This is a genomic window from Streptomyces sp. NPDC029292, assembly GCF_055569295.1.
Genome location: NZ_JBVHXR010000045.1, coordinates 24541 through 35366 on the forward strand (window position 1 = coordinate 24541; position 10826 = coordinate 35366).

The 10826-nt window shown below is 68.8% G+C and carries 8 protein-coding genes and 4 pseudogenes; 5 read left to right on the forward strand and 7 right to left on the reverse strand.

Annotated features, from left to right (window positions below; genetic code table 11):
* The first annotated feature begins 105 nt into the window (after positions 1–105).
* The 4 genes and pseudogenes from ACZ4WS_RS47085 (at position 106) to ACZ4WS_RS47100 (ending at position 3051) form a co-directional block, all read left to right on the forward strand.
* The gene (locus ACZ4WS_RS47085) at positions 106–444 is read left to right on the forward strand and encodes a MerR family transcriptional regulator (protein ID WP_467990266.1); all 339 of its coding nucleotides are present in this window, start codon (positions 106–108) and stop codon (positions 442–444) included.
* Between the two features lie 232 nt (positions 445–676).
* Positions 677–775, forward strand: a pseudogene (locus ACZ4WS_RS47090) (transcriptional regulator); the annotation flags it as partial.
* A pseudogene (locus tag ACZ4WS_RS47095) lies at positions 775–2121 on the forward strand (NF041680 family putative transposase); the annotation flags it as partial. The pseudogenes ACZ4WS_RS47090 and ACZ4WS_RS47095, both read left to right, overlap by 1 nt.
* Before the next feature lie 726 nt (positions 2122–2847).
* The gene (locus tag ACZ4WS_RS47100) at positions 2848–3051 is read left to right on the forward strand and encodes a DUF6207 family protein (protein WP_467990268.1); all 204 of its coding nucleotides are present in this window, start codon (positions 2848–2850) and stop codon (positions 3049–3051) included.
* Here the strand turns inward: ACZ4WS_RS47100 and ACZ4WS_RS47105 are convergent.
* Complete coding sequence (locus tag ACZ4WS_RS47105; RefSeq protein WP_467990270.1) at positions 2991–4544, reverse strand: alpha/beta hydrolase; 1554 nt, start codon at positions 4542–4544, stop codon at positions 2991–2993. The genes ACZ4WS_RS47100 and ACZ4WS_RS47105 overlap by 61 nt on opposite strands.
* A gap of 106 nt (positions 4545–4650) precedes the next feature.
* Here ACZ4WS_RS47105 and ACZ4WS_RS47110 point away from each other — a divergent pair.
* A pseudogene (locus ACZ4WS_RS47110) lies at positions 4651–5076 on the forward strand (peptide deformylase); the annotation flags it as partial.
* 459 nt (positions 5077–5535) lie between these two features.
* On the opposite strand, the gene ACZ4WS_RS47115 reads toward ACZ4WS_RS47110, so the two are convergent.
* The 6 genes and pseudogenes from ACZ4WS_RS47115 to ACZ4WS_RS47140 all read right to left on the reverse strand — a co-directional run.
* A complete protein-coding gene (locus ACZ4WS_RS47115; RefSeq protein WP_467990272.1) occupies positions 5536–5910 on the reverse strand; it encodes a hypothetical protein in 375 nt (124 codons plus the stop codon).
* Between the two features lie 182 nt (positions 5911–6092).
* Positions 6093–6566, reverse strand: a pseudogene (locus tag ACZ4WS_RS47120) (ISKra4 family transposase); the annotation flags it as partial.
* A gap of 74 nt (positions 6567–6640) precedes the next feature.
* Positions 6641–7123: a hypothetical protein gene (locus ACZ4WS_RS47125; protein ID WP_331765063.1), complete on the reverse strand. Its 483-nt coding sequence runs from the start codon at positions 7121–7123 to the stop codon at positions 6641–6643.
* Positions 7124–7157: 34 nt separating this feature from the next.
* The gene (locus ACZ4WS_RS47130) at positions 7158–7598 is read right to left on the reverse strand and encodes a DUF6262 family protein (protein WP_467990275.1); all 441 of its coding nucleotides are present in this window, start codon (positions 7596–7598) and stop codon (positions 7158–7160) included.
* The gene (locus ACZ4WS_RS47135) at positions 7595–9748 is read right to left on the reverse strand and encodes a tyrosine-type recombinase/integrase (protein WP_467990277.1); all 2154 of its coding nucleotides are present in this window, start codon (positions 9746–9748) and stop codon (positions 7595–7597) included. Before ACZ4WS_RS47135 ends, ACZ4WS_RS47130 begins: the two co-directional genes overlap by 4 nt.
* A partial coding sequence (locus ACZ4WS_RS47140; RefSeq protein WP_467990279.1) for a tyrosine-type recombinase/integrase occupies positions 9738–10826 on the reverse strand: 1089 nt, incomplete at its 5' end. The genes ACZ4WS_RS47135 and ACZ4WS_RS47140, both read right to left, overlap by 11 nt.

A 10826-nucleotide genomic window follows, 5' to 3' on the forward strand; every position in this document is an offset into this window, starting at 1 on the left:
ATGAGGGAACAGGCACGGGGCCGGGGGGGGGGGGGATTTTTGTTGGGGGGGGTGGGGGCCTGCGCCCCCACACCGCCCCTCGACGCGTTCCACAGAGAGGTGCAGATGACAGCAGACGACTCGTTCGGCCGTATCGACGACGAGGACTACCCCGCCTACACGATGGGCCGGGCCGCCGAACTCCTCGGCACCACCCAGGGCTTCCTCCGCGCCATCGGCGAAGCCCGACTGATCACCCCACTCCGCTCCGAGGGCGGACACCGCCGCTACTCCCGCTACCAGCTGCGCATCGCGGCCCGCGCGCGGGAACTCGTCGACCGCGGGACCCCCATCGAGGCCGCCTGCCGCATCATCGTCCTCGAAGACCAGCTCGAAGAAGCCCAGCGCATCAACGCCGAATACCGCCGCACCGCCCAATCAGCGAACCCAACGGCCACGACCTGAAACGGCTGAGACCTGAGGGCTCCCCCAGGAGCTTCGCGGCTGCCGCCCAGCCATGCTCCCCGGAACGCAGGCGTTCCGGGCAACTTCGTCTCGTGCGGACACCAAACGGCGACCGTCGCGCCGGCTGCGGCACAGCACCCTGTCCGGGACAATGGGCGAGCCGAATTCCCGGCAGTTCCGGACAGGTATCCGCAGCGAGTCGCCGACAAAGGTAGTGAAGGCGCTGAGCGGTATGAACAGCCAGGCTGGACAGTGGACCTTCCTGACCAGCCATGCACGGGTACTGCTGACCATTGCCCGCGACCCGACCACACGGCTACGGGACATCGCGAGATATGCGATGCGCTGTTGTGCACGGACGGGCCGGTGCGGACGCTGGTCGACCTGGCGCTCGCGCCGGAACACCGCCGCGGCTACGGGGCCCTCTACGACGGCCTCAACCAGGGGCGGATCGATATCGCCCGGCTGCGTCGGGCCCTGGCCGGGATGCCGTTGCCGAGGGCGGCGGACGGTCGGATCGTGCTGGCCGCGGACGTCTCACCATGGCTGCGGCCGGATGCCAACACCTGCGCTGACCGGTCCTTTTGCCACACCTTCGGCCGGGGTGAGGGCAAGCACCAGATGGTCCCGGGCTGGCCGTACTCGATCGTGGCCGCGCTGGAGACCGGCCGGACGTCGTGAACAGCGGTGCTGGACGCGGTCCGCCTGGAGCCCGGCGCTGACGTCGCGGCAGTGACCACGGTCCAGGTCCGCGAGCTGGTCGAACGGCTCGTCGCCGCTGGCCAGTGGAAGCCGGGCGACCCGGAGGTCCTGGTCGTGCTGGACGCCGGATATGACGCACCCCGCATCGCCCACCTGTTGAACGACCTGCCCGTCGAGATCCTCGGCCGGCTGCGCTCCGACCGCGTCATGCGCTGGCCGACACCGCCGCGGGTCTACGACCCCAAGGGCGGCCGACCGCCCAAGCACGGAGGCGAGTTCGTCTTCGGCGACCCCTCCACGTGGGGCATCGAGCAGGCCGTGACGGTCACCGACACCCGCCTCTACGGGAAGGCGACCGCGCAGGCATGGGACCGACTGCACCCGAGGCTGACCCGGCGGGCAGCCTGGATCGACTACGACGGACCGCTCCCCATCATCGACGGAACCGTCATCCGCCTGACCGTGGCGAGGCTGCCCAGCGGCGGGGTGAACAAGCCGGTCTGGCTGTGGTGGTCGGGAACCGCCGCCACCAAAGCCGACGTCGACCGCTGCTGGCAGTCCTTCCTCCGCCGCTTCGACCTGGAGCACACTTTCCGTCTGTTCAAGCAGACGCTCGGGTGGACCAAGCCCCGGCTTCGCAGCTCGGAGGCGGCCGACGGGTGGACGTGGCTGGTGATCGCCGCCTATGCCCAGCTCCGGCTCGCCCGTCCGCTGGCCACCGATCTCCGGCGGCCCTGGGAGAAACCGGCTCCGCCAAACAAGCTCACGCCCGCCCGGGTCCGCAGGGGGTTCAGGAACCTGTGCACGAAGACCGGCTCCCCGGCCAGTGCACCGAAACCCTCACGGCCAGGCCCCGGAAGGCCAGCAGGCTCGAAGAACCGCCGCCCGGCCACCCGGAATGACGTGGGCCGCGTCCTCGCCACCGGCGAGGCATACAGCCGGCCCGCTCACCACAAGAAGGGCACCAAGCCCAGGCGAACCGTCACGGAGCTACCAGATCAGACACCTAAGGACGAGTTGCTGCAGCAGCGATGCCGGACTCCCGAAGTGTGCGGGCCAGGTGTTCCACCTCGGGAAGCGTTCCTGAGTAATCACCGTCCAACACACGGCGCAGCACAGCTTTGGCGTTCATCAGGTCAATGCCGAGCTCAGCCCGCAGCACGCGCATGATGGCGACGCTCTTCGCCGGCGGACTGCTCACCTGCAGCCTCGCGGGTCCATGCTCGGAGAGCATCTGATCCCGCCGTTCGGCCGGCACGTCGCCACCGCACACGGCCACCGCAAATCCACAGGCGGAACAGGTTGACTCAACGTCCCATCGCAACCGGCCGTCCACCAGGGCCTGAACTCCCCAGCACTCCAGCTCCGCACCGCAGTCCTGGCACACAGCGGAGTACCTGACGGATTCGAAAACCGCCTGTTCCATCCCCACCCCCAACGGAGACGAGGTTAAACGACAAGGTCAGAGCCTGTCTCTGAACCCCCGTCGCTCGCGCGGAGCGCGTGCGCAGCAGCGGCCGGTGCGTGTGTGCGGCGAGCGTGCGTACGGGGCGCTGGAACGCAGGTAGGGGTTCAGGACAGGGTCTTCAGCAGGCCATCCTGGCCTGTCGGCGATCTTCAAACTCCGTGAGGAGCACTCGAATCGGGTGACGCTGCCCCGATTTGGAGAACTGCCGGCCACGCGGCCGCGTCGTGCCGGGCATGAGAGCAATCCTTGACGCGCACGTGGCCGAGCCGGGCCTGGCAGTGGTGGAGATTGCCGCCGCCGACGACGCGACCGCCTTCACCCTCCAGATGCGAGCGAACCGGTGTGCTGACGGCCGCCCGGCGGATCCGTACGAGCCTCAGGACATGCTGCCCCGGCACACCGTCCCCGGGGCCGGGGTGCGGCCCGTGCGGAGGTAGTGGTCGACCGTCTCCGTGACGCAGCGGTTCTGCGGATATGTGCCGTGGCCCTCCTCCTCGGCCGTCAGGAGGAGGCCGACGCCGTCGCCCAGGGCGCGGGCCATGTGGCGGGCGCCGGGGTAGGGGGTGGTCGGGTCGCCGGTGCCGCCGACCACTAGGACGGGGGCCGCGCCGTCGGCGTTCACCTGGAGCGTGGCGCGCTCGCCGTCGAACGGCCAGTCGTAGCAGAGGTAGACGCCGGTGGACCAGGCCGCGCCGAAGATGGGTGAGGCGGCTTTGATGCGGGCCTCGTCCCGGTCGAGGCGTTCGAAGCCGGGGCGCAGGCTGGAGTCCGCGCAGGTGATCGCGGTCTGGGCGGCGCGGCTGTTGTCGCGCGGGGTCGCCGCGTGGTCGGCGGAGCCGATGTCGTCCGCGCCCTTGCTCAGCGGACGGCCGTCGTTGTGGTCGATCAGCGCGGTGAGGGCCTTGGCGAGCGGCGCCCAGCCGTCCGTGCCGAGGTCGAGATGGTCGCTGACGGCGTACGCGAAGTCGTCGGCGTCGAGGTTCCTTCCGGCGCCGGCCGGGGCGGGCTTCTTCTCTAGGCGGTCGGCCAGGCGCGCCATGCGCCGCGCGGCCTCCTCGGGCCCGTCGCCGGTCGGGCAGTGGCGGATACGGGCCGCGCAGTGCGCGGCGAACCGGTCGAACGCCGCCTGGACCGCCTTGACCTGCGACACCTGCTCCTCGTCGAGGTCCTCGGTCGGATCGACGGACGCTTCGAGGACGAGCCGTCCGACGTGCGACGGGTACAGGTGGGCGTAGACCGCGCCGAGCGCCGTTCCGTACGAGACGCCGAAGTAGTGCAGCCGCTCGTCGCCTAGGAGGTAGCGCATCAGGTCGAGGTCGCGTGCGGTGTGCGAGGTGCCGATGTACGGGAGGAGCGCCCCGGAGTGCTCGGCGCAGGCGTCGGCCCCGTCGTAGCCGGTGTCGTCCGCGGTCTTCCCGCATCGCACGGGGATGGTCGCGCCGACGCCGCGCGGGTCGAAGGAGACCAGGTCGTAGCGGTCGAGGAGCGGCTCGTACTGGTTGAGGAGTTCGGGCAGTCCGCTCACGCCGGACACGCCGGGGCCGCCGAAGTTGAGGACGAGCGAGCCGATGCGCCGGGCGTTCGGGCCGGTGGCCTTGCGGCGGATCAGGGCGACGTCGATCGTCCTGCCGTCCGGTTTCCGGTAGTCGAGGGGGGCCTTCATGGTGGCGCAGTCGTAGCCCGTGCGCGCGGTGGGCGGCGAGGTGCAGCTGGACCAGTGGAGGTGCTGGCCGGTGGTGAGCGCGGTGGACAGACCGGCAGGCGGGTTGTTCGCGGTGAACTCCGTACGCGGCTCCGCACTCCGGCCGGGAGCGTCGTGCTGGAGCCAGGCGCCGACGGCCCCGATCGCGGCGAGGACGACCCCGGCGATGATGCGCGCGCCGACCGAGAGGCCCGGTCTGCGGCTTCGTATCGGATGTGCGTCACTCATCGAAATCCCCGCGCTCCCGCCCCTGGACGCCCGCCCCGTGCCCGCATGCCCGTATCCGTGATCGTCCGATCGTCGAATGCGTGCAGGATACAAGCCGCCTCCGACAGCAGGACTGGCGGTCAATCAGGTCGACGTCGACCTGCAGCTCTTCGTGTACGACTGCCCCGATGACACCGGAGTCCGGCACGTCGGCCACATCATCAATCCGGTCCTCGACGAACCCGACGTGACCGGACGGCGCTTGCTGGACGATCCGGAGGGCTGCCTGTCAGTATCCGGAGCCGTCATGGACGTGCCCCGAACCGACCGCACGGTGGCCCGCGGCTTCGACAAGGACGGCAAACCGCTGGTCATCGAGGGAACGGGATACTTCGCCCGTTGCCTGCAGCACGAGACCGACCACCTCTTGGGGCGTGTCTATCTCGACCGGCTGTCCAAACGGGACCGCAAGGATGCCCTGCGGCAGATGAATGACCGCCAGGAGCGCGTCTTCGCCCATCGGGCCGCCAGGGCAGCAAGGCTGGACCGTTAGGTCTCCGACAGAGCACTCCGTCCTCCCAGCGCAGTCAGCAAGCTTGACCTCTCTGCCTCAGATCACGCGGCTTGAACGGTTCCTGCCGGTCGGGGTGCCGCCGATGTGGGGCAGGGGCTCTGGCGGGTGAGGCGACGGGTCATCAGGGAGATGGCGGCGTCTGCGTACACATGTACGGGAGCGCCTCGCCGGCCGACGAGATGGGACGACACCCGCCGCGCACTCCCGGACGCCCGGTGTTCGGCAGCACCGCGGCCCGCTCCGCGCTGCGAGCGTGGACGCGGTGGCGGGCGCGGCGCTTCCGATGAGGTTGTCCTGTGCCATCGAAGTTTGATCTTTGCCACCGAAGTTTGATCGGCACGGGCTGCCTGATGGTCGGGGGTGGCGGTGGGGCAGCTCGCGGATGCGTACGGACTACTTCGTGCGCCTTGCGAACGGGCGGGACCGTGTGGCCTCCCGTTACAACCACCAGTCCGGCTCCCCGGGCCCCAAGCCTCTCTGTAGCGACTGGACTTCCTGCACCGCCATCCGTGCGGACAACCACGCGTCATACACGGCGGGCAGGCGCGGCCCGCCACTACCCGACCGGACCTGGTCCCGGTACACATGCAGCTCCGACTTGGGCATCCTGCCCACCCATCCGACGTACTCAAGCAGCGTCATCCTCCGGTCACGTGCCTCCTCGGTGAGGATGGCTCGGTGGTGGTCGGAGAGCCGGTCGATGCGCTCCAGGTAGACCTTCACGCGGATCAGGGTGCCATCGCGCAACTTGTCCATGGTCCAACCGACGTTGTCATCGTCGGCCGGTTTACTGCCTTCGCGTCGCATGGGCATGCCCGGGATTGTCGTGACTACGCCCAGCACTCCGCCACCCATCCGACATGGCTTCCCGCCATGGGAATAGCCAAGTCGGCCCCGCCTGCGACCTCATCCCCAGTCTGCGAAACAGCCAAAGCCGAATGATTCACGTCACTCAAACTTCGATGGGTGCGGATCCTCTGAAGTGGCGGTCGGGATCAAGCGGTGAGGCGGTGGTCCTGCAGGTCGGGGCTGGGGTAGAGGCGTTGATGTTCGCGGGCCGTGTGGAAGATCCAGTAGTCCTCGAAGTCGCCGTGCGTTATCAATGCGCGCAGTCGGAGGACGGCTTCGGCCCCGTCGAGTCCCCAGCGGGCGCCGGTGATGTCGAGGCGGTCGGCGATCAGGTGTCGGCAGGCGCCTTCGACGGCGCCAGTAGCGATCGGCCAGCCGGCCGCGAGGGCGGTGTCGTAGTGAAGCTGGTCGAGGTGCCCGGCGAGGTAGCGGGCACAGGTGGTGACGGCGTCGCGGCGGGTGGCGGGAAGCTGCTCGGCCGCGGCCTGGGCGGTCATCTCGGTGGCGGCGCGGCCAGCTTGTCCGGCGAGGATCGCGGTGAGTTTGTCCGCGGCCCAGGTCTCGGCCTCGCGGCTGCCGACCGGGTGGAAGGCGTGCGCTGCCATCCATGTGTACTCGGCTTATCAACGGGTTTTAGCTTCTGATGCGGCGTTCTTGCACTTCAGAACGTTGATGAGATTGCTGCCAGGTAGCGTCAGCGCAGGCTGGAAAGTTCATTGACGTGGCGGGTGGGGATGCCGAGGAAGAGGTCGGGCTGTGCCGGGCCATGGACGATGTTGAGCGTGTCGAGTCGGTAGGTCCATTCGCCGCCGCATGAACCGGTAAAGCGGTAGTTGATCTGCCAGCGGAGCCACTCTCCGCGGGCGAGGCGAACAGCCGGAGGACGCCGCGATCTGCGTGGCATGCCGAATGGCGTGGCGACCAGCTGAACCCGCAGCAGTCCGTCGACTTCCCGCAAGAGCACGCCGGCGTCCGTGCTGGAGTCGGGCATGCTGTCGTGCGTCACAGCCCGGGGCTGGAAGTCTCCGGCTTCGTCCATCCGAACCTCGTGCATGAAGGGTGGCGAGCCGAGCGGCAGCGGAAAAGCCGTCGGGGTCGCGTTCCGACGCGCGGCTTCGAGCCCGCCGCGGGATTGTTTGGTCCATGACGTGCGGACCCACTGCACCACTGTCTCCACGAGGCTGATCCTGCGGCATGGCGGTGGCTGGCCGCTACTCCGTTTCGGCGGGGGCCGTCCGTGGCAGACCACGGCGGGCGAGTTCGCGTCGGAGGTCGAGATTCTCGCCGTGTGCCTGGGCGAGGGCATCCCGCAATGCCTTGTCGTTGTCGCGGAGTTGTTTCTTCAGCCGTGTGATCTCTGCGGTGAGGGCGAGGACGATGTTGCTCTCTGCGGCTCCGGCCGCGGCTGGAGCTGGAGCGGCTGCGGCGTGGTGCTGACGCCGGAGGTGTTCGATGCGTTCGCGCAGGGTGGGGTGGGTGTAGAGGAAGGAGTGTGAGACGCCCGCCTCGCGTTGGATGGACTGGAAGGTCACGGACTTGCCGCGCTTGACCAGGGTGCGGATGGCGGTCTCGGCGGCTTTCGTCTTGGCCTCGGACTTGCGGCGGGCGGCCTGGCTCAGGGTGTCGATACGGCGTTGGCGCTGGTCATTCATGGTTGTGGCTTCCGGTGGCGGGTCAGGTCGATAGAGACGGGGGTAGGGGTGCTGGGGCTGCCGGCCCCCTGGATCGCGCGGCCGGGGTTGGCTCGCATCGCGTCCAGGAGCTTGACGAGGGCCTCGCGTTCGGCTCGGCGCTGGAGGAGCCAGACGTTGTCGTCGGGCATGGGCCGGCCGTGCCGCTGCTGGAAGCGTGTGGTGTTCCGTTCCATCAGTGTGGTCGTCTCGGCCAACTGCCGTTCCAAGATGTCCAGATGGCTGTCGTCGGTGACGAAGACGCCGCAGGTCAGGCAGGCATTGCCCTTCTCGCACTTCTGGAGGGGCGGCAGCAGGCAGTAGCCGTTGGGCAGGAATCGGTCGGCGCGGTCCAGTAGGTGCAGCGAGTCGTGGTCCTCCTGGGAGAAGACCACGCGGGTGCCGTCGGCTTTGAACTTGCGGGTGGCCAGGAACGCCTGCTCGGCGTGCTCGTCCCGGCGCGCGACGTAGTGCATGGACATCGTCGGTGTAGAGTGCCCCGCGTACCGTTGCAGGACGTGGACGGGCAGGCCGAGCTCGGCGAGTTTGGTCAGTTTGGTGTGCCGGAAGCGGTGGGTGTGGCTAAGGCGGACCGGACGCCCGGCTGCGTCGGTGATCTGTGCCAGATCGCTGAACAGCCCCAATGCCCGGCCGTAGTTGGAGTTGCCGTAGGGCTTCGTTCCGTGGGCGTTGGCACGCTTCTGTGGGAAGAGGTGCGGCGGGGCCCCTTCGGGGAACCGTTCGCGCAGCCACTGCCGTTGTTCTTCGATGATGGCGACGGCCTCCGCGTCGATCAGGATGTTGTCCGGCGCCTCGTCGATCTTGCTCTGGCCGTAGTGGAACCGGGCGACGGCTTCCCCTTCCGCGGCCTGGACGGCCGCGGCGGTGGCCGGGGAGAGACAGTCGAAGGTGCAGAGGCAGATCTCGCTGGCCCGGCGGCCGGTGAGAATCTGCAGCAGGAGCATCCGCATCAGCTGGGGATCGTCCTGGCCGGGAAGCTCGTGCACCAGGCCGTCGCGGGTGACGGTAGTCGTTCGGGTTCTCGGCTCGGCGAGCACGGGAAGACAGGTGGTGATCTGCGCCAGGGCATGGTCATCGACATAGTGGGTTTCATCGGCGACGGGCTGATGGCGTCGCAGTCGGGTGCGTTGCCGCAGCCAGATCGCGGGATGCGCCTCGGTCAACTCGTCCCAGGGCGAGGGACCCAGGACCTGCGCAGCCTCATGGCGGTGGTCGATGAGCAAGGTCATCAGTTCAGCGATGGCCCAGACATCCAGATTGACCTTGTTGGTGGAGACCTTCTCTGGTGGGCGGTTCACCGAGGACCGGTGACCTGGCTCGCAGGCCCAGCGCCGGAAGGCGGCGGCGAAGCTCCCGGCCTGAGCCGCGTCGCGGATCGCCTCGGCCGGATCATCGAGGGTCTCCAACCAGCGTGCGAAGCGCAGGAGGGCCGGGCTTCGCTGGCCTGTCAGGGTCGACCAGGTGATCGTCCCGGCCTCGAGGAGGGTGCCGAGGTGCCACTTGATCGCGTTCCGCACCCATGGCAGCCGCGCCGCCCCTGGGGAGCACCCAACCGATCGGCACGGTTCGCGCTCCCGCAGCGGAATGCGCGGATCGCAGCGCGGGTGCCAGGTATCCATCTCCCACCAGATGCCGTCGTGCAGACGGGCCGTCAGTGCCAGGCGCGGATAGCCGAGCAGGCGCTCCAGGCGGGCGCGCCGGCCCTTGTCGGCCGCTGGCAGCCGACCGTGCTGGTGGTGGAACCAGATGCCATGCAGTCGCAGGAGTTCCGTCTTCTCGACCCAGGCCAGGGAGTGCGGCAGCGGATATTCACTTTCGGCGGCCCAGGCCAGGACGGACGCGAACTGGTTGACCACATCGACCGCGACCTTCATCCCGTCCCGGTGCTGCCAGTGCGCCATCCACGCCAGCTCGTTGCGGAGCCGCTCGGGAACCCCGTGGAGGTGCACCGCGCGGCCCCGCCCCGCTTCGGCCATCGACTCCCAATTGCCAATGCCGGGACCGATGACCGTGCCGTGCCACTGGGGCGGCAGATCCGCAAGGATCCGGGTTACTGGATCGGCGACGGACGTGGGGACCAGTCGCAGTCGTGCCGTGCGGTCACCGGTCATGCTCGGTCCGCCATCCCGCGGTGTACGTCTTCCAGTTCGCTGCCGCCCGCAGGGCCTCGTCCTCGCTGACCCAACCGTAGAGGTCCAAAGTGGTCTGGACGTGTGCGTGCCCGAGTCGCCGGGAAACCACCCAGTCCGCCGTACCTGCCAGCAGCAGGGCGGTGGCGTGGCTGTGCCGGAACCAGTGCGCACTCCAGTCCTTGGGGCCAAGGCCGCGGCGCTTGAGCGCGTCGATCTTGTCGCGGACCGTTCCCTCCCGCAGCGCGGCCAGGAAGGGAGGACGCTGCAGGTTGACGAACAGGGAGTCATCCGGAGAGATAGGCATCCCCAACTCAGCGGCCCGCAGGGCAAGATGAGTCAGATAGTCGGCGTAGAGACGCTCCAGATCAGCGCCGACGTAGACGCGCCGGGCCCGCATCATCTTCACCCGGGCACCATTCGTGTTGTCCTCACGCGGCACGATCTCCACATGCGGAGTTGCCCCCTGCCCCATGACGAAGTCTCGAATTCGCAGGCCCAGCACCTCACCGATGCGCATCCCGCTGTCCGCGAGCAGCGCGAACAGGAACCGGTCGCGCAGGTTACCGACCCACTCGCCGCGTACGTCGTCCCAGATTGCGCAGCCGTCGAGGATCGCCTGGATCTGCTGGGGTAACAGGATCGGCGGCCGGTCGCGGCGCCTGGTCTTGCGCACCCGTACCAGCGAGGACGGCCCGGCGGGCATGCCGACGTTCAAATGCGCGAGCAGCCCGCGGGCCGGGATGCGCCGTGGGGTGCCGCGCAGCAGCCGCTTGGCGACCGGTACCTCGTGCACCGCGTCCTGCCATCGGTAGAAGGAGATCAGCGCGGCGAGCCGGGACTCCAGCGTCGTGTCCTGCGGGACGGTCCCATCAGCGGTCGGGAGAAGTGCTGCGGACCGGCCGTTGCGTAGCCACGACAGATAGGCTGATACCGCCGGAACCCCCAGGTCACGCCATGCGGCGGCGTCATCACGCTGTTCCAGGAAGCTCCACCACTGCGCGAGCGCGGTGGCATAGGAGCGGACCGTGTTCGGTGACCACTCGGCCCGATGGGCTTC

Bases quoted from the DNA above. Each gene is read 5' to 3' on its own strand.
- ACZ4WS_RS47085 (WP_467990266.1), top strand. From the start codon at position 106: ATGACAGCAGACGACTCGTTCGGCCGTATCGACGACGAGGACTACCCC.
- ACZ4WS_RS47100 (WP_467990268.1), top strand. From the start codon at position 2,848: ATGAGAGCAATCCTTGACGCGCACGTGGCCGAGCCGGGCCTGGCAGTG.
- ACZ4WS_RS47105 (WP_467990270.1), bottom strand. From the start codon at position 4,544: ATGAGTGACGCACATCCGATACGAAGCCGCAGACCGGGCCTCTCGGTC.
- ACZ4WS_RS47115 (WP_467990272.1), bottom strand. From the start codon at position 5,910: ATGCCCATGCGACGCGAAGGCAGTAAACCGGCCGACGATGACAACGTC.
- ACZ4WS_RS47130 (WP_467990275.1), bottom strand. From the start codon at position 7,598: ATGAATGACCAGCGCCAACGCCGTATCGACACCCTGAGCCAGGCCGCC.
- ACZ4WS_RS47135 (WP_467990277.1), bottom strand. From the start codon at position 9,748: ATGACCGGTGACCGCACGGCACGACTGCGACTGGTCCCCACGTCCGTC.